Annotated in this window: 17 protein-coding genes; 9 read left to right on the forward strand and 8 right to left on the reverse strand. The window is 44.0% G+C overall.

Annotated features, from left to right (window positions below; genetic code table 11):
- The first annotated feature begins 44 nt into the window (after positions 1 to 44).
- From AC1DE7_RS13460 to AC1DE7_RS13470, 3 genes are all read left to right on the forward strand, one after another.
- Positions 45 to 782 carry a cyclase family protein gene (locus tag AC1DE7_RS13460; RefSeq protein ID WP_477534556.1) on the forward strand — a complete coding sequence of 246 codons (738 nt, stop codon included), beginning with the start codon at positions 45 to 47 and terminating at the stop codon, positions 780 to 782.
- Positions 783 to 1057: 275 nt separating this feature from the next.
- Positions 1058 to 1795 (forward strand): UMP kinase, encoded by a 738-nt coding sequence (gene pyrH / locus AC1DE7_RS13465; protein WP_340984508.1) that lies wholly within the window; start codon positions 1058 to 1060, stop codon positions 1793 to 1795.
- Between the two features lie 569 nt (positions 1796 to 2364).
- Positions 2365 to 3204, forward strand: a complete 840-nt coding sequence (locus AC1DE7_RS13470; RefSeq protein WP_477534557.1) for an AraC family transcriptional regulator — start codon at positions 2365 to 2367, stop codon at positions 3202 to 3204.
- Positions 3205 to 3466: 262 nt separating this feature from the next.
- On the opposite strand, the gene AC1DE7_RS13475 is transcribed toward AC1DE7_RS13470, so the two are convergent.
- Positions 3467 to 3967 (reverse strand): AAA family ATPase, encoded by a 501-nt coding sequence (locus AC1DE7_RS13475; protein ID WP_340984509.1) that lies wholly within the window; start codon positions 3965 to 3967, stop codon positions 3467 to 3469.
- Positions 3968 to 4198: 231 nt separating this feature from the next.
- Positions 4199 to 4399: a hypothetical protein gene (locus tag AC1DE7_RS13480; RefSeq protein WP_026080945.1), complete on the reverse strand. Its 201-nt coding sequence runs from the start codon at positions 4397 to 4399 to the stop codon at positions 4199 to 4201.
- 210 nt (positions 4400 to 4609) lie between these two features.
- Here AC1DE7_RS13480 and AC1DE7_RS13485 point away from each other — a divergent pair, with 210 nt between their 5' ends.
- The 3 genes from AC1DE7_RS13485 (at position 4610) to AC1DE7_RS13495 (ending at position 7320) form a co-directional block, all read left to right on the forward strand.
- Positions 4610 to 5062 (forward strand): hypothetical protein, encoded by a 453-nt coding sequence (locus tag AC1DE7_RS13485; protein WP_340984510.1) that lies wholly within the window; start codon positions 4610 to 4612, stop codon positions 5060 to 5062.
- A gap of 487 nt (positions 5063 to 5549) precedes the next feature.
- Positions 5550 to 6617, forward strand: a complete 1068-nt coding sequence (locus AC1DE7_RS13490) for an ROK family protein (RefSeq protein ID WP_477534558.1) — start codon at positions 5550 to 5552, stop codon at positions 6615 to 6617.
- Between the two features lie 61 nt (positions 6618 to 6678).
- Positions 6679 to 7320: a sugar O-acetyltransferase gene (locus AC1DE7_RS13495; RefSeq protein WP_340984512.1), complete on the forward strand. Its 642-nt coding sequence runs from the start codon at positions 6679 to 6681 to the stop codon at positions 7318 to 7320.
- Between the two features lie 61 nt (positions 7321 to 7381).
- Here the strand turns inward: AC1DE7_RS13495 and AC1DE7_RS13500 are convergent, their stop codons facing one another.
- From AC1DE7_RS13500 to AC1DE7_RS13510, 3 genes are all read right to left on the reverse strand, one after another.
- The gene (locus tag AC1DE7_RS13500) at positions 7382 to 9202 is read right to left on the reverse strand and encodes an ABC transporter substrate-binding protein (RefSeq protein WP_340984513.1); all 1821 of its coding nucleotides are present in this window, start codon (positions 9200 to 9202) and stop codon (positions 7382 to 7384) included.
- Between the two features lie 78 nt (positions 9203 to 9280).
- Positions 9281 to 10792 (reverse strand): ABC transporter permease, encoded by a 1512-nt coding sequence (locus tag AC1DE7_RS13505; protein ID WP_076328215.1) that lies wholly within the window; start codon positions 10790 to 10792, stop codon positions 9281 to 9283.
- A gap of 36 nt (positions 10793 to 10828) precedes the next feature.
- Positions 10829 to 12271 carry an ABC transporter permease subunit gene (locus AC1DE7_RS13510; protein ID WP_340984514.1) on the reverse strand — a complete coding sequence of 481 codons (1443 nt, stop codon included), beginning with the start codon at positions 12269 to 12271 and terminating at the stop codon, positions 10829 to 10831.
- 150 nt (positions 12272 to 12421) lie between these two features.
- Between AC1DE7_RS13510 and AC1DE7_RS13515 the strand changes: the two genes are divergently transcribed.
- Positions 12422 to 14173, forward strand: coding sequence for an ABC transporter ATP-binding protein (locus AC1DE7_RS13515; RefSeq protein WP_036668695.1), 1752 nt, complete (start codon positions 12422 to 12424; stop codon positions 14171 to 14173).
- 109 nt (positions 14174 to 14282) lie between these two features.
- Here AC1DE7_RS13515 and AC1DE7_RS13520 read toward each other — a convergent pair whose 3' ends face one another.
- From AC1DE7_RS13520 to AC1DE7_RS13530, 3 genes are all read right to left on the reverse strand, one after another.
- The gene (locus AC1DE7_RS13520; protein ID WP_340031002.1) at positions 14283 to 15062 is read right to left on the reverse strand and encodes a hypothetical protein; all 780 of its coding nucleotides are present in this window, start codon (positions 15060 to 15062) and stop codon (positions 14283 to 14285) included.
- Positions 15063 to 15172: 110 nt separating this feature from the next.
- Positions 15173 to 15934 carry a helix-turn-helix domain-containing protein gene (locus AC1DE7_RS13525; RefSeq protein WP_477534559.1) on the reverse strand — a complete coding sequence of 254 codons (762 nt, stop codon included), beginning with the start codon at positions 15932 to 15934 and terminating at the stop codon, positions 15173 to 15175.
- Between the two features lie 26 nt (positions 15935 to 15960).
- Positions 15961 to 17025, reverse strand: coding sequence for a suppressor of fused domain protein (locus AC1DE7_RS13530; RefSeq protein WP_477534560.1), 1065 nt, complete (start codon positions 17023 to 17025; stop codon positions 15961 to 15963).
- A 147-nt stretch (positions 17026 to 17172) separates the two neighbouring features.
- Between AC1DE7_RS13530 and AC1DE7_RS13535 the strand changes: the two genes are divergently transcribed.
- Both AC1DE7_RS13535 and AC1DE7_RS13540 read left to right on the forward strand, forming a co-directional pair.
- Positions 17173 to 17466: a hypothetical protein gene (locus tag AC1DE7_RS13535; protein WP_477534561.1), complete on the forward strand. Its 294-nt coding sequence runs from the start codon at positions 17173 to 17175 to the stop codon at positions 17464 to 17466.
- A gap of 291 nt (positions 17467 to 17757) precedes the next feature.
- On the forward strand, positions 17758 to 19215 hold the full coding sequence (locus AC1DE7_RS13540) for a glycoside hydrolase family 1 protein (RefSeq protein WP_036668687.1): 1458 nt from the start codon (positions 17758 to 17760) through the stop codon (positions 19213 to 19215).
- Positions 19216 to 19253 lie beyond the last annotated feature (38 nt).

The raw sequence follows: 19253 nt of genomic DNA on the forward strand, positions 1-19253 counted from the left end.
ATAATAGGAGAAATTTATTCCATTTTGTGCATGAGGTGATTAGGATGTCCAACGAACTCATTCAAGCCATTCAATTGTTAAAAGAAAAGAAATGGGTGGATTTGACCCATACGTTTGGTCCAGGCTCTCCACATTTTTCAGCTTTTGAGGCAGCACAATTCGATACACTGTTTGATCACGATCAAGGTTTCTTTGCCCAGAGCTTCAAGTTCCCGGGTCAATACGGGACACATCTTGATGCGCCGATCCACTTCGTTCGGGATACCCGGTATCTGGATGAACTAGGTTTGAAGGAGCTTGTGCTCCCGCTTGTGGTCATTGACCAGTCTGCCAAAGTAGAGAACAATCCGGATTTCACACTGGATGTGGAGCATATTCTTGAATTTGAAAGAGAGCATGGCCTGATTGAAGCTGGAAGCTTTGTGGCCTTACGTACCGATTGGAGTAAACGCTGGCCTAACCATGAAACATTTGATAACAAGGATGATAAGGGCAACAGTCATGCACCCGGATGGTCGGTTAGTGCGCTCATGTTTTTATTTGAGGAAAGAAAAATACAAGCGATCGGTCATGAAACCTTTGACACGGATTCAGCGGTGGATTATCAGAAGAATGGGGCACTTCTGGCAGAATATTATGTACTTGCCCAGGATACATACCAGGTCGAGCTGTTAACAAACCTGGATCAGATGCCGGCTAAAGGCGCGGTAATCTTCAACATTGTACCCAAAGCGGAGAGAGCTTCTGGTTTTCCAGTTCGATCCTTTGCCATTCTGCCGTAATACGGGGTAGATCAAAAGCGTAGCTCTTTGATACGGCTCATCGTAAATCATTCTATAGCTTATTGAAATTGCTTGCAGATTTAATATTGACGGTAATTGCAATTTAGCCTCACGTAATGTAAAATTACTTAACGGAAAAACATGGAAGGGGTGGGGGTATGAGGTGGAAAAGTAAGACTTATATTCAGTCGACTTGTGTAATTTCATATTTCCATTCCATTAGGACACTAAAGCATTTATTGCTTTAGTGTTTTTATTTTATGGGGGTGTATTAATTGTCAAGGTATAAAAGAGTTCTCGTTAAGCTAAGTGGCGGAGCAGTCGCCGGAAACTCTGAATTTGGTTTTGAACCGGAAAGATTGGACCAAATCGCTGATGAAATTATGTCAATAGTAAACTTAGGAGTTGAAGTATCATTAGTTATTGGTGGGGGTAATATTTTTCGAGGTAATATGGCGGAAAGCTGGGGGATAGAAAGGGCAGAAGCTGACAACATTGGAACACTTGCGACTGTAGTAAATAGTTTAATGCTTCGTGGAGTTCTTAAAGCCAAGACCAAAAAGGAAGTACGGGTAATGACCGCTATACCTATTACTTCAGTTGCAGAACCATACATCCGTCTAAGAGCAGTTCACCATCTAGAGAAAGGCTATATTGTAATTTTTGCAGGAGGGAACGGTCAACCTTACGTTACAACAGACTATCCTTCAGTACAAAGAGCCATTGAGGTTAATTGTGACGCCTTATTAGTTGCAAAGCAAGGTGTTGATGGTGTTCTTAATGCAGACCCTAAATTTGATAAAAATGCAAAGAAATTTCGTTCGCTTCATTACAACGACGTTTTAGAACGCAACTTAAAGGTAATGGACCAATCAGCTTTCATTTTGGCAAGAGACTACAATTTGCCAATGCATGTGTTTAACTTCGATAAACCAGGTTCGATGAAAGAAATCTGTGAGGGTAAGAATAATGGTACGATAATTAGTGGCGAATCAATTTTAGAGTTGGAATGAAGTATGTTAGAAATACTACTCTTCCTTGATTTAGCGGAACGATAGTTCCACAAAAGAGAAGTTCTATTCAAAATCCCACTCGGCCATGGAGTGGGATTTTGTTTATGTTGATATGTATATCTTGTGATCAAAAGATACTTTATGTTTTGATTCATTACGGTGATCCGTATCATAGGTAGAAGTACAGAACGTTACGCTAACGGGAAACGATAGCTCAATAAATCCAACAAAGCATCTGACCAACGTGATCGGCTGCTTTAGTTCAACTAACGGGCAGGATAGTTTAGGAATAGTCCAAGAATAGTTTGCCACCACAGTTGTTTTTCTTAAGCTATTGGGCAGAACTCTTTCAATATGTGTTAATATAAATCAAAATATGGGTTGTTAATCGGTCAGGAATGCTACATGCTGAAGCATTACATACAAAATTTCTCGTTTTGTACTTGAATTTCTAGACAAAATAGAGCATTTCTAAACAAGAAGGTGTTTAACGGTTCTTTTATACTGTAGGAGAAAGGAGATGAGAGATCCTGGAGATGCTTAAGCAGCTTAGTCAATCCATTGATTATGTGGAGCAACATCTGCACTTGCCGATTGAGATTGAGGACATTGCTAGGTCAGCAATGAGTTCAAAATATCATTTTCAGCGAATGTTTCATGCAGTAACCGGTGTTACCGTGACTCAGTACGTGAGGAATAGGCGGCTAACGCTTGCGGCGCAGGAGTTAGCGGGAACGGATTGTAAAGTCATTGATGTCGCGCTTAAGTACGGTTATGACAGTCCGGCGGCATTTACAAAAGCTTTTCGGCGGATGCATGGGGTAACACCTCTTGCGGCTAAGAAAATGAATGTGAAACTTAAAGCATTTCCTCGAATTTCCTTTCAAATTCAGATTAAAGGGGAAACCGAGATGAATTATCGAATCGTGGAGGAAATGGAATCAACAGTATTTGGTAAGAACGTTACTATCCATAAAGATGCCTATGAGGAGATACCCGTGTTTGTGGAGGTAATTTGGAGGAATGGTATTCATGATCAGATTAACGAGTTGGTAGGGAGACCAGCGGGATCATTGCTGTACGGTTATCATTTCGACTTTGACGAGGATGGGTCAAAGTGCTATTTGTTGGGAGCGGAACTGCCGGAAGGAAAACAGGTTCCAGATGAATTTACCGTCCTTAATGTTCCTAGTCAAACTTATGCGGTATTCGATAGTCGTGAGACGATTCCGAACGATGTAGAAATCGGATTGGGTATTCAAAATATCTGGAAACGCATCTACACAGAATGGTTCCCCTCGGTGAGTTTTGAACAAGTTGAAGGGCCATGTATAGAGAAGTATTACTGGGTTGATGACACGCACAAAGATTCAATCTGTGAGGTATGGATTCCGGTTAGTAAAAAGTAGAGACGGTTTCTTCCAGTTATTGGTCACCATTAGGTGGCCATTTTTTAATTAATACAATCAATGTCAAGTGTTTGAAGGACTTTGATGAACGATAAGAGTAAACTAATTATTATAATTAGCTCCAATATTTCTTTATTAAACTAACGGGAAACGTTAACTCAATAAAACTAAGAAAGCAGCCGATCATTGTGATTGGCTGCTTAGTTTGACAAGGTACTTAGATTGGTCGAACTGGGCGGTTTTGTACAGTGTGAGGAAGTGATCAGCTAGTGGAGTTGGCAATGAGCTCAAGCTCGGTTACAACTTCATCAAGCGGCTTCCTGATATCGATCTCAACAGTAGCTCCAGCACGTAAGAGAGGCTCAACACTAGCGACGTTTTGTATAATTTCTTCACGTTGATCGACGGTTTTTCCATAATCGTTCGTCTTACGGGAAGCTACACGTTCAAGGATTACTTCGAGGGGGGCACTTAACAACACTACTGCATCAAACAGCGGGTAAAACTTCCCCTGATTTGATACACAACCCGAAATGAATAAAGTACCTTCGCTATGTTCAGTGAGCAGCTCATCAATTCGATTCTCGTGCCATAACCACCCAGAACCATCCACATTCTCACTCCAACCATCATAATCGGTATCGATAATTCTATGCCCCCTATGAGCAAGTTCGCTTAGAACCGTTGATTTACCTGTACCCGACATCCCTGTCACCAGAATTATCACCTTCTTTTTTGATACTGAACCCGAAGTATTTGTCATATTTTCACTCCCTTTATAAGAAAGTCCTTTGGACTAGATTAACACATAAAGGCAATAAACTGGCAAGAGGCAAGTAAGCTTATCAGGAACCAAGTTCAGCTAGGATTTGACCTATTGGAAGCATAAATGTTTACTTTGGCAAACTTATGGGTTGAGTCACAACTAATGAATTCTAAATAATTCACTTATGTAAATAGCAAGGGAGGCGTATTCCGCCTCCTTTTTATGTTGTTACTTTTGATCCGAGTGAGGATCTTGATTAAATCTTTGAGAGATTTTTTTCTCTGTTTTCTTACGCCGTATCCAGCGCTTGAGTATGCCTTCTTCTTTGCGTTCTTGCAGTGTTTCCTTCAAACCTTGAATCATAAATTCCGATCTTCGTCTGTCATCCCGACTAATCTCGCGTAATTCCTTAATAAATTTGTCGTCCATATCTGCCTCTCGCTTATTCAGGATAATCCCATTATACCGAACGTACGTTCTTTTATCAAGTTTTTCCATTACGAATGATTTTCGAGACCAATATAGTGAAAAGAAGCACAGGAACAATACGCGGCATGTGTGAGAATGGTACTAGAGGGTTTGAGCATAATCCTCCATATATGAAGTTGAGAAACGAGAGAACGGAAGGAGCCATTCATGATGAAGCAACGTATAGGCAGATCGTGGTTACTCATGTTGATGCATGGAATGCTGGGGATTGGGGCGATCATTGGAGGCATCATTTTAATCATAGACCCATCCGGAAGTATGGTGAATTTGCCCGCATCTTTGTTAGAGAATTCTCCGTTTGCCAGTTTTTTGTTCCCGGGGATCATCCTATTGCTGGTTCTTGGCGTGATGCCTACAACGATTGCTATTTCGCTCATCCGCTACGTTCATTGGGGGATGGGTGAGAGAATGAATCTCTATCCTGACCGCTATTGGGCTTGGACTTTTTCGTTGTATACGGGGTTTGCTCTCATCATATGGATTATGGCGCAGGTGTACTGGATTCAGGATGTCTCTATCATTCACTTGGTCTATTTTGCATGGGGAGTGGGTATTCAAGTTGTGACCTTATTGCCCGGGGTACAGCGAATCTATTCAAAATAAACTGCTTGTATATTGAACAAACGGCTGCCGAAAGAATCGTTGAATGATTCTTTCGGCAGTTATTTTTTATAAGCATCGAGATAATACGTGTTGTTGTAGTCATGTTGTCCACATGTTCCTTGGACTGAAAAGGGCTCGGATAATTCTAAATCATATTGACAAAGAACCATTATTCTCGCATACTTACGTAATATACTTTATAAAGTCTGTTTATTAACTAGAGGAATAGTCACATGTGGTAAGTATCGCAAAATCATAATCCGCATGAAACAGGGAGGTAAGTATGGATGGTCTACGTTATTATGGCAGTTATAATTTGGGCAGGTACCTATGCAAGTATGGCCTTGTCAAATCAGCCGATGGAAGTGAAACCTGTGAAATCGATGGATGATTTGTTTGAGTGAACAAAGTAGCTCTGCCGATTTCGATCCATTGCCAGCACGATGGAACTCATGTGTTCGGGTAAGGCATTATGTTATGATATGGTGTGAATGACATCCATACCATTGCTTTGGCTCAATTGAACCAGAGTAGAAACGAGAGGGTTATGAAAAAAGCCAACGCTACAATGATGAAATACATCAATTTGAATAATGTGCGTGAAGTCATGCAGCAGATTGAGACGGCGACCAAACCGCAATTAGCTTTATTAACCAATCTTAGTGTTGTTACCATTAATGCGCTGATTCAGGAATTATGTGATGGCGGAGAGTTGTTTCAGGATAAAGTGGTTCCCTCTAACGGCGGTCGTCCTGCTCAGGCATATCGATATAATTATAACTTCAAGCTTGCTTTGGTTCTTTACATCAAAGAGATGAAAGGCCAGGAGTTGATTTCGGCGACGGTCATGAATCTGGAGAATAAGGTTGTGTTGAAGGAAGAGCGCATCTTGCCTGCTTTTGATAAACAGCATATGCTGCAACTTATCGCGCGTTTCATTAAGGAATATCCCTCCATTGATATGATCGGCATCGGTATTCCGGGGCAAGCCGTGGATGGGGACATCACGGTGAGCAGTCATGAAGAGCTTATCCATTCACATCTGATACGGGAGATCGAAAGCGAGTTTCAATTGAACGTTCTCGTGGAGAATGATGTTAATGCAGCGATTAGCGGATACTGTACACAGCATGCGGATATGAAGGAACAGAGTGTAGCAGGAATTTATTTTCCGAACCGATACCCGCCGGGTATGGGGATGATGTTGAATGGACAGATGATCCGTGGGAAAAACGGGATGTTTGGTGAGATCAAGTATCTTCCTTATTCACCTGATTGGCACCGTGACATGAGCAAAGATGATTTTGTAGTGAACGTATGTCACATCTTGCAAACGATTAATGCCGTCGTTGCCCCGCACCAGATTGTCATTTATCAGGAACGGGTGGAGAGAGAAGAGCTGGATTTGGCGTGGAAACAATACGGGAAGGATCACCCCATGCCGTCGTTGCCCGAGATTGTACATCAGGATTCGTTCCAACATGATTTTGATGCTGGGTTACGAGGAATGGTGCTTCAGGCGTTGAAGTCAGGCATTCTATCAGAAGCCTTATAACCCACAGTTCATGTCTGTGGCTTTTATTTTATAAGCTAACCCTTGTAGAGGAGGATTCATGATGCGTGAAGAAGAGAGAATCATGAAAGGCGTGTTGTTCAGTCCAAGTGATCCCGAATTAAAGATCATCAAAAGGCGGGCCCATAATCTCAGTCAGCGTTACAGTCAGACCTTTGAAGAACAGACTGAGGAAAGGGATCAGATATTACAACAGTTAATGGGGCAGATCGGTGAAGGTGGATTCATGCAAGGCCCCATCTTCTTTCATTATGGTGTGCATACCCGGATAGGCGAGCATTTCTTCGGTAATTACAATCTGACGATACAAGATGACGCACAAGTGACGATCGGGGACTATACCAGTTTTGGACCCAACGTTACGATTGTTACCCCCATTCACCCCATGATTGCCAGCGAGCGGAGACAGATGGTGGACCAGAACGGTGATGTGAAGTCGCTATGTTATGCCAAACCGGTCACGATTGGTAACGATGTATGGATCTCGGCAAACGTCACAGTGTGCGGGGGCGTAACGATTGGAGACGGCTGTGTGATTGGAGCAGGTAGCGTGGTGACTCGTGATATTCCACCGCATTCTTTTGCAGCAGGCGTACCGTGCAAAGTTATTCGCAAAATTACTGATGCGGACAGCATGCGAAATTATCCCGATGTTCTGGCAGATTGCCGTGTGCTGGAAGAATAAAAAAGGCTACTATCAGGATCAAACACATGATTCTGATAGTAGCCTTTTTGTTGGTATGCGTTTACTTGGAGGCGTTGTAGTTACTCAAGAATTCTTTTACTTTTGCAGGATCAGCTTTCAATTCATTCCCGGTCTGAACGAGCGGGCTTACTGTAGAGTATGCTTTGAGTTTGTTGTTCTTGTAGAAACTCAAAATCTCATCCTGATTAATGGAGTACAGCACGGCTTTTCTCAGGTCACTGCTCTTGGCAACTTCACGATTGGCCGTGTTAAACAACAGATAGGAGACAGCGTTACTTGGCAGACTTTGCAGTTTCAGTTTGCTGTCATTTTCGATGATGTCATACTTGGTTTCAGGTACACCGTAGTATAAGTGAATTTCACTGCTACGAAGAGCAGAGAGGGCGCTGTCTGCATCCGCGATGAATCGGACGTTAACCTGAGCAATTTTCGGCTCATCTTCCGTGCCTTTACGGTAAGCCGGATTTTTTAAGAATACACCTTCATAGTCATTTTTATAAGACAAAATATAAGGTCCGCTAGTATAAAGGGTGTTATTGTATGCTGCGCCTTCAGTCACGGTGTTCTGATCACCGTAAGGAATATCTTTGTTGACGTCAAAGGAATCTACATCATATGTGTTGATGCTCTCCACCTGTTTTTTGGACACGATACCCGCAGATTGGTGAGCTAGGTAGTTCAGAACTTGCGGGAAAGGTTCAGTTGTTGTCAGTTTAACGACCTGATATTTACCTGCGCTATTATCTGCTTTGGTTTTGTCCGTCACGAGTTCTGTAATTTTGCTGCCCAATCCTTGTTCCAATGCTTCGAGGATTGTGCCGTTACCGCTGGATTGTTTAATGGATTGTAATGCACTCAGATCCGTTACAACCTCAGCTTCTTTGATGTGTTCATGCAGACTGTACGTCCGGTGATCCGGAACGGAATCTTTATTTTTAGCACGATCCAGGGAGAAGATCACATCATCTGCACCGACACGTTCTCCTGTATCTACAGCTTTTTTGTTATCAATCTTTGCAAAGTTGATATCGTCTCTGAGAATGAAGTAGTAGTCCGAATTACCTTCAGCAATACTGAAGTTATGGGACAGTGATCCATCTGCTGTCAGCTGATCGTCATCTGTCAAGTTAACGAGACGTACATACATATTGGTGTTCAACTGGTTGATGGAGCCGTCGTTTCCTTTGATTGGATCAAGGGAAGTCAGTACGGATGCACTTTGCGTCAGAATCAACGGATCTTTGGCATTTTTGGAGCTGTCCTTGAACTCAATCGGTTCCCAAGCCATGGCGCGGGATTTGGAGAGACGAACGGTGTCGACATTCAGAATGTCTTGGTTCACAGCCTGACTTTTCAGGGAAATGTACAAAGGAGCGATATACGCCTGATCCGTTACCAAGCGATCTTCCAATTGTTTGTACGTGTCTTTGTACTCATCTGGAGTTTGAGTAGCTGCCTGATCGATGAGCTTATCAAGTTCCCCATCGGCAAGGATACTGTAATCTCCACCTGTTTTGAAAAGGGAACGCACCGCATAATCGGGATTTCCCGTTACCGTTGTCCAGCTGGACAAGGCAATGTCATAATTCCCTGCATCCTGCTGGGATTTGAAGCTGCCGTAATCCGGCTGCAGGTTCAACTTCACATTGAAGCCGTTTTTAGTCAGCTGGTCGCGCACAATGTTTACATCATTTTCGGAAGAACTCATGGCGAGCAGTTCAATGTCAGCCGGTTTTTGTGCAGTTTCAGTTGTGTCCGCTGGTGCGGTCTCCGCCTGGGATTCAGTTTTCGTTTTTACACTGCAGCCGGAAATCACAATGACGAGAATTAATAGTAATGAGATCAGTGTACGTTTTTTCATGGGATTACCCTCCATATCTTGAATGTGTGATGTGTGATTTCTTTTTTTTCTATATCATTCATTTCAATGACGAATCAGTTATGCCTTTTCCAGCTTGGGATCAAGCGCATCACGCAGACCGTCACCGAGAAAGTTAAACGAAAGAACCAGCAGAATAATAGCCAAGCCTGGATAAATCGCCAGATAAGAGTGGGTCTCCAGGTATGTACTGCCGAGCTTCAGAATGTTACCCCATTCCGGAATATGCGGCTCCACGCCGAGTCCCAGATAACTCAAACTGCTGGTAGCGATAACCGCTCCACCAATCGTGAGTGTGGACTTGATAATCATGGGCGCAAGGGAGTTGGGAATAATGTGTTTGAAAATAATCGTACGATTGTTGTACCCCAGTGCACGTGCAGCTTCCACAAATTCAAAAGTAGATACATAGAGCACACTGGCTCTCATGGTACGGGCGTAAGTTGGAATCGAACCCAGACTCAGCGCCAGAATAAGATTGACCGTATTGGCTCCAAACGCCGCAATAATGGCAATGGCGAGCAGAATTCCCGGAATCGCATAGAGAATATCCAGCAGCCGCATGATGATGTTATCCGTATGCCTTCCGTAGAAACCGGAGAATGCTCCGAGGACTCCACCGATCAACACAGGAATGATGGTCGACATGCAACCTACGATTAAGGAGATCCGGGCACCAAATACAATCCGGGAAAACAAACATCGTCCGAAGTCGTCCGTTCCCAAGGGATACGCAAGGGAAGGGGGTTGAAGCAGAGCGGAGTAGTTGTTTTCCACAGCCATGCTGTAATCAAAAGTAAAGAAGCTGCAAATCGATATCGAGAACAGAAAAATGATAAAAAACAAACCGGACATGGCAGTCATATTCGGAGCAAGTCGCTCCCACAGATCATTCCAGAAGTTTGATTTTTGTTTCCCCTGTCTGCGAATGCGCCCAATAATGGAAATGCCGAGCAATAGGGCAAATACATTACCTGTGATTGAGGTCAGAATCAGTACTACACTGACACCGATCATCCAGCGAGGGAGGATAGAGGTCGCGTTATATCGGGATACGATAATCAGTACGACCAGGTCGATGACCAGAATAAATATGAGCACCGCCATAGCTGGCAGAAAGTTGTCAGCCACATAGGGTTTGAAAACATTTAACGCGGATACACCGATGACGAACAGCTGGGTTAACAGCATATATACCGCAAAGGTGTACTCCACATTCCTGGCTTTTCGAATCAGATGAAAGGCTGCCGTTACGATAAATATGTTGCCAGAAATGATGGCAAGTAGCTGAACCCAGGCTAACCTGCGGGTCAAAGTAGAGATCGTACCTGTACGGATCAAGTCTTTTCGAATCCGAAGGGTGATGACACTTTGGACCAGTGTGAAGAATACATAGATCCCAAGTATCGTTAGCAGAAATGGTTTGAACGTCTGCCCGCTCCAGTCATAACTGTTGAACAGCAACAAGGCAGTCAAGAGAAGGGACGTGATCCAGGCGAAGCTTGCCTGACTGTATTCTCGAGAAGACTTAAGCCGGAAACGCATTTCTTGTGTTAAGGACGAGTTTGTCATAATACACCTGCTTTAAGAGGTAGTTCAACACACACTTTAATATTGTTTCATCTTGGAGCGCACTCTTGGATCAATAAAAGCGTACAGCAGATCAACCGCTACATTGATAATGGAGATCGTAATTGCTGTGTAGATTACTCCGCCCATGATACTCGGAATATCGGGGATGAATTGTTTATCCACAATATAGCTGCCGAGACCGCTGATATTAAACACTTTCTCTGTCACTGCTGCCCCGCCAAGCATGGCTCCGAATTGAAGTCCAACCACAGTTACGATTGGAATCAATGCATTACGTACAGCGTGTTTCAGCATGACCTGACGTTCGCTTAACCCCTTGGCGCGGGCGGTCATCACATAATCCTCATGAATGACTTCCAGTGTAGAAGACCGGGTCATCCGTGCCACCGCAGCCGTAAGTCCTGTGCCCAGCACAATGATTGGCATAATGATCGACAGCCAGTTCTGCGGGTTGAAGGTGGCGGGAAGCCACTGTAATTTGATCGAAAAGTTCAGAATGAAAATAAGTCCTTGCCAGAAATTCGGGATCGATAATCCAATCAGAGCGATGAACATAAACGTATAATCGAACCATGAATTAGGCTTAATCGCTGAGATGATACCGATGGGCAATGCGATGACGAGTGCTAGCAGCAGGGAGATAACCGCCAGCGTCAATGTAATTGGAAACTTCCTTGCAATCGTTGCTGTTACGTCTTCATTTCCTGCAAAAGACTTGCCAAGGTCGAAGAGAGCAACTCCCTTAATATTGTTCCAGAGCTGTGTAAGATAAGGCTGATCCAAGCCATACACCTGATTGAATGCTGCAATCTGTTCCTGCGTTGCTGTCTCTCCGAGAATGTTAGCTGCCGGGTTGAACGGAGACAGATACAAAATCGTAAATACGAGTGTGGCTACGCCCAGAATGACAAATACCGTCATCAGTAATCTTTCAAATATGTACTTTAGATAAGGATTTCCATACAAAAAGAGGATGCCATACATCAGACAGCCAGGAATAATCGATATCGCGAAAAACCACGGTTTGTCGATAAGGGTGTGGAATGTATCGGCCATCGTAAGACGTTGACTTCCCTGTTCCTGAAGTATGCGAGAAGTCCGCTCCTTCAACTCTTTCTGAACCGTTTCTTCTAACCATTCCTCGGTCTGACGTCTGAATTCTTCCTCACTGACCTGCTGCTGGAAAAAACGATGTTTGCGTCGTAGCTGTACTTCGACTTCCAACTTCATCTTGTTCCGATAGGAAGAAGCGAGCAGTTCTTGCTCAGCCGTCTGCCTGGCGGCTACCCAGCCGTCATTTTTTCGATTCGAACGCCATATTAGAAACACGACCAGATTGATCGGTAATCCAAGAATGAACAGAACATATCGGTAGGAAGGATGAAGCAGCATTTTGCCATAAATAAAACTTAAATTGTGCACCAACCGCGAGAGTCTGTTGCTTTCTGCAAGATTCAAACCAAGCGTGCCTCCTTTCATTCAGGTTTAAATTGCATTATTCCGATTGATATAGTATATATTATTTAGGGTCTAAACAATTGTCAAGGAATTAAATGGTATACATATGAGATAAGTGAATGTGAAATACGGATGAGAGCTGGTGATAACATGGAACCTTTATTGAAAGTTAATGATCTATCGGTCTCTTTTCATTCTGGAGAGAGTGAGTTTCATGCAGTACGAGAGGTAAGTTTTGAAGTGCGCAAAGGAGAGACACTAGGCATTGTAGGCGAATCGGGTAGTGGCAAGAGTGTAACCGCACGTTCCATTATGAGGCTGCTTGCATCGCCGCCTTCACAGATGAAAAATGGAGAGATTCTGTTCAAAGGGGTCGATCTGGCGAATAAAACGCAGAAAGAGATGGAGAGCATTCGTGGGCGTGATATTGGCATGATCTTTCAGGACCCAATGAGTTCTCTTAATCCGACTATTAAAGTGGGTAAACAGATCTCCGAAAGTCTAATCAAACATCAGAAGGTGTCCAAAAGGGAAGCCAAGAAACAGGCGATTGCCATGATGGAGCGGGTGGGGATAACTCGTAGTGAAATACGCTACAACCAATATCCACACGAATTCTCCGGAGGCATGCGCCAGCGGGTCATGATCGGTATTGCACTTGCTTGTCGTCCTGAATTACTCATTGCCGATGAGCCGACAACCGCACTTGACGTTACGATTCAGGCACAAATTCTTAATTTGATGAAAGATATGCAGGACCAACTGGGCACATCGATTATCCTGATCACGCATGATTTGGGCGTAGTAGCAGGCATGTGTGATCGGGTTGTTGTTATGAAAGAAGGACAGATTGTGGAAACCGGGACAACAACAGAGATTTTTGCTAATCCCAAACACCCGTATACGATCAGACTTCTGAATGCATTACCACGTCTGGATCAGAAGAAAAAGCCCAAACCGGTATCGTTGGTCCCGAGAGATCTGGAAGACGATCAGCCGTTGCTTGAGGTGAAATCACTCAGACAACATTTTAATCTGGGCAAAGGTAACACCTTAAAGGCGGTTAATGATATTAGCTTTCATATTCGTCAAGGAGAGACGCTTGGCGTTGTAGGGGAATCCGGTAGCGGAAAATCAACCACGGGGCGTGCCATTCTGCGATTGCATGAGCCAACAGGTGGAGATGTACTGTTTAAAGGAGTCCCGCTCAATCGCTTGTCGGCTTCGGAGATGAAAACGATGCGTAGACATATGCAAATCATCTTCCAAGACCCCTATGCATCTCTGAATCCCAAAATGAGGATTATGGATATCATTGGAGAAGCGCTTGATATTCATCAACTTGCAGGCACTGCCGCTCAGCGGGAAAAGCGTGTGGAGGAATTGCTGGAGATGGTGGGTCTTGATCCCACCCATGCGCAGCGTTATCCACATGAATTCTCGGGTGGACAGAGACAGCGGATCGGTATTGCACGAGCTCTGGCTGTGGAACCTGAATTCATCGTATGTGATGAGCCATTGTCTGCACTGGATGTGTCGATACAGGCTCAGATCGTACAATTGCTTGAAGAGTTGCAGCAGCGACTCGGATTGACGTATCTCTTCATCGCGCATGACTTGTCCATGGTTAAACATATCAGTGATCGAGTGGCGGTGATGTATAACGGGAAAATTGTAGAGCTGGCCGAGAGTGAAGAACTCTATTCCAACCCGCAACATGCCTACACCAAGGCTTTGCTATCTGCTATTCCCGTGCCTGATCCGGCGGTAGAAGCGAAGAAAAAGAGACATGTTGTCAAAGAAACAACTAAAGAAAATGTTGAAGTAGAGGACCGTTATAATCTGGAACATTCCAAGTGGGTAGAAGTCACGGAAGGGCACTGGGTAGCCATATCTAGCTAGTGCAATATATAGTCTTTTTAACTACAAAAGAACCCCGACGATGATCTCCACAGATCGTTATCGGGGTTGAGTTATATGTTCTTCGTATAATGGCAGTAATCAAAAGCGATTATTTGAATTGAACCGATTTCTTGATGGTATCAATCTCGGCTTTGGTCTTATCATCCACGTAAGTGAATATGAAGTTGAAAGCATATCCTTCAATAATTGTACTATAGTAATCTTGAGTAACGGTTGAACCGTCACCTGGATCCATCGTGATTTGCATCAGATCCATCTCTTTACCACCGATGGTTTCCGTTGTCATTTCCTTATAATCGTAAGGGAACTGGCTATCCACCATGAATTTTTTGGTTGCTTCCAGGTAGTCTTTACCTGTACGAATGCCTTGCAACAAGCTTACTTTCTCAGCAACCGCAATTGCGGAAGGACCAACTTGGCCTGCATCTAATGGATACTTTGAAGCCATAAGCAGATTCAATGTTTTGGTCTGAGACAATTCAATTTGTTTTTTCTTTGTTTCATCATCACCAGCAATCGCTTCGGATGAAGCACTTGTCAGCTCATTCATGCCTGCAGCATCCTGGAACTCCCAAGCTTCCGGAAATTTCAGAGATACGCCAAAATAGTCATTGGTGTAAGAACCTTTTTCCGTAGTCCCCAGCTCAACGTCTTGTGAATTATCAGTTTCCTTGGATTCTTCGCTTGCTGGTTCTGTGTTCTCTGTTTCTTCTGTATTGGCTGTATCAGAATCAGTACCCGTCGTTGTTTCTGTCGGGGTAGGCTCTTCTGTTGCGGCTGTGTTATCTGCTTTGTCACCGCAAGCGGCTGCAACCAGCATAATCATAATGAGCATGGCGAATAAAGAAGCTTTTTTTGGAATTGTCATATTACCCTCCTGAAATGTGTGTGTTTGTTTCTCTCTCTACATGTTGCCTGCTTCCTAAATTGTAGCACAAACGTTCTCATATACTACCTATAGGAATCTATAGGGGTCTTCTATACATAAGACATTCGGCTGGCAATTGAAACAGCTTCTGTGCTGGATTGCACACCTAATTTGTTAAAAATCACTTTTTTGTGATGATTCACGGTGCATTCCTTGATCTTTAATTTCAAAGCAATGGCTTTTACCGTGAGGCCTCCGGCTATCATCTCCAGAATGGTTAACTGACGCTCGGTGAACTCCACCGCCGGTTTGTCGCACACTTCAGCAGTCTGTTGACTCTGATAACAGTTCTGCATGTACGCTGGAATTAGCTTGGCAATGGCAATCAGTTCACCTTGCATATCTGCATTAATGGTGGACACATCCAGATAACCGACATGTTGGGATGCAATGAACAGAGGTGCGGCGTAACAATGCCAGCTTTGAAAATAAGGACTTTCATGCTGCTTGGGCAGCAGCACTACAGGCTCGTTGCTGTCCATCGTTACAGATATGGCGTTAACTCCACAGCTCTGTGCAGTGAAGAACATGCCCGGACGAATGGGGGAATGTTCTACTACAGCTTTAAGATCTGAACTGTAATTCATCGAGAGGAGCACACCGTTGCTATCTGCGAGTAAAAAAAGATAAGTGCCCGTTAAATTCTCTTGGATAACCGAGATACTGTTCTGGAATGCATGAATCAGGAAATGATTGATTTTACGAAGCCTGTCCAGACTGGATTCTGGTAAATAGTCGAACGGAGCCGTTCCTGCTGCATGCGAGCAATTCGGAGACTCTTCGTGTCGTGAGGCAAATGTAATGGCAGGCATGTTGTTTCCTCCTTGCTGCACAGTTCTCATCCAATCGTTTGAATGACGTGTCCTTCCTGGTCCTTGATTTCTGTTCTAACAATCTGAACGATAATATGATCCAATGAAGTTATCTCAAATGTCCCTTCAACCGGACGAAGGTTCTCTGCCAGCTCCTCAACAATTTGTTTGTTCACCGTCAGGGTAACTTGTCTGTCTGATTCCAATACGGCTGGCTGTTCTCCTGCTTCGAACAGAATATTAGTATCCGGTCCGATTAAGGATAGGGAGGCACCTTTCGAAATTCGGCTACGAAGGATGGTGCCAACTAATACGGCTTGTTTGGCTCCAAGCTGGAGTTTGGCCGGGACCGATTTTTGCAGCAATCTTTTGCGAGGAGACTCCCAAGCCAGTTGTTGTATGAATAAAAACGCTGTACTGGACCCGTCCTGTTCCATTCCATCCTCAACCGCTTGTATAACCGAAGGAATATCTGCGTACGAATTTCTCATCAGATCCGTCACATATTTAGGCATGAACATGGAGGAGGCAGACAGGAATCCACGAGCATTCCAGCTTTGAATCATTTCCAGTTCCCGACCTGTAATGCCAACCATCTGAATAAATTGCACTGAACCATTAGGCGTAGAGATTGCGGGTAGATCCGGGTCTTCAATAAACGAGAGAGCTGTCAGCAAAGTATCGGATTCCAGACAGATGGGGCCATTGGCGTCCATGTAATCTCCTGGCTGAAAGATATTTCCGCTGTTGAACACGTAACGTCCTACATTCTGTAGCAGATTCAGTGCCCAGGCTGGCGGATCCGTCTCTGCTTCACTGCGTGTAAGCCGAAAGGTGAGCTCAAAACCATACCCGCTCTTGGATGCATCCTGCATCTCTTTTTCATATAATTCTGAGAAACCGTAGGTGACAAAATGCCAGTGAGGCATAGGGTTATCGACAGCATAAACGCTAATGCCATCGAGTGGATCGGGACCTCCAAGCATATACGGAAGGGCAGTGCCGTAGTGTTTTGGCTCTTGTTCCCCATACAATTCACGCATGGATTGATCAATTGCATCCCAACCAGATGTGTTTTCTTCCTGCGTCATTATTGAATCCTCCTTGACTGTTCTTTCCCCCGAAAAACATTTAAAATTAAGTCTACCTGTTACAGAAACGGATTCAAGCGGCTTAAGGATGAATTGTGTTAAATAGGACCACAGGGTTACAAATGGCGATATGGGGAGTGAAATTACATGAGTATGAAAGGTATCTATTTAAAGGAGTTTAATCAGGCAAGCTGGGACTCATTTTCCGAATTTTTCGAAGAACTTGGACAAAAGATGAACCCCGCGTGGGTAGAACGAGCGCGACTACAAGGGATTCCGGCGGATATAAGTCGGGTGCTTTTGTGTGAAATGGGGGAGTACGTTTTTGAATGGATAGCGAAAGATATCCCGGCTTTATGGGACCAAAGTCCCGCTGTTTACCTGGAAACGGAGGAAGGAGTGCAGGCATTAAGGGCGGCCATTATGCGTATGCCACGTTAATTTTTTTGATGGTGAGAGTGTGCGAGCGATCAGTTGATCCAGTGAAGTTGATTTTGCAAAATAGATATGTTACGCTTACATTACAAGAGCAAACACAACAGAATATGCAATAACATCTTTTGATGGATTGTAACTGTGAAGACAGGCAAAACCTAAACTGATGGTGAAATGAAAGCTCCTTTTTTTGGTGCTATTTTACCTTGAGTTTAGGTTTTTCTTGTTTTCTGCTCTAAATTACACCATTTTTCACCTGGAAAAACCAAAATAAATTTCGAAAAGAGGTTGTTGTTCATGACCACGGCAAAAAAAGGATTCCCCGAAAACTTCCTATGGGGCGGCGCTACAGCTGCCAATCAATTGGAGGGTGCATTCGATAAGGACGGCAAAGGCCTCTCCACAGCGGACATGATCGCTCATGTTCCCAAAGAGAAGCGTACAGGCGGACATGCTATGGAAATTTCCTCTTCCCGAATCGAAGAGATCCTCTCCGGCAAATTTGAAGAACGTTTCCCGAAACGTTTTGGTATCGATTTCTACCATCACTTTAGAGAAGATATTGCATTGTTCGCTGAAATGGGCTTCAAAGTATTCCGTTTGTCCATTCACTGGGCACGTATTTTCCCGAACGGTTATGATCAAGAGCCGAATGAAGCAGGCTTGAAATTCTATGATGAAGTATTCGACGAATTGTTGAAATATGGCATCGAGCCGCTCGTTACATTGTCTCACTATGAGACACCGCTTGGCTTGACGCAAAAATATAACGGCTGGGCTGGCCGTGAAGTAATCCAGCACTATGTTCGGTATGCAGAAACGGTGTTCAACCGTTATAAAAATAAAGTGAAATACTGGCTGACGTTTAATGAAATTAACGTAATGCTGTTCAGCCCATACACTGGCGGCGGCATTCTGATCGATAAAGTGGACAACAAACTGCAAACCACTTATCAAGCGCTGCATCACCAATTTGTAGCAAGTGCATTGGTAACGAAGCTTGCTCACGAGATTATGCCTGGTTCCCAAGTGGGTTGTATGCTTGCTCGTATGGAAACTTATGCAGCAACATGTAATCCGGTAGATGTTCGTCTGGCTCAACACGAGAATCAGATTAACCTCTTCTTCACGGACATGCATGCTCGTGGTAAATACCCGAACTACATGGCTCGTTATTTTGAAGAAAACGACATCGTGATCCAAAAAGAAGCAGGCGATGACGAGATCTTGCTGAACAATACCGTTGATTTCATCTCCTTCAGCTACTACATGTCCGTAACCAAATCTGCATCTGCAGACAAGGAAGAAACATCGGGTAACCTGACTGGCGGCGTGAAAAACCCTTATCTGGAAGCATCCGACTGGGGCTGGGAGATCGATCCGATCGGTCTGCGCGTAACCTTGAACAACTTCTGGGATCGTTACCAGAAACCATTGTTCATCGTAGAAAATGGTCTGGGTGCATATGACCGTGTTGAAGAAGACGGTTCGATCCATGACTCCTATCGTGTGGATTACCTGAAAAAACACATCGAACAAATGAAAGAAGCCATCAAAGATGGCGTCGATCTGATTGGATTTACAGCATGGGGCCCGATTGACCTTGTGAGCATGTCCACTTCCGAAATGTCCAAACGTTATGGTTTCATCTACGTGGATCTGGATGACGAAGGTAACGGAACACTCAAACGTTCCAAAAAGGATTCATTCGACTGGTACAAAAACGTAATCTCCAGTAATGGTGAGCAACTGTAGTTCTCACGTTTTCTGAGCGGGCAAACCTGATATAACAG

The sequence above is a fragment of the Paenibacillus sp. 10L310 genome (assembly GCF_056395745.1).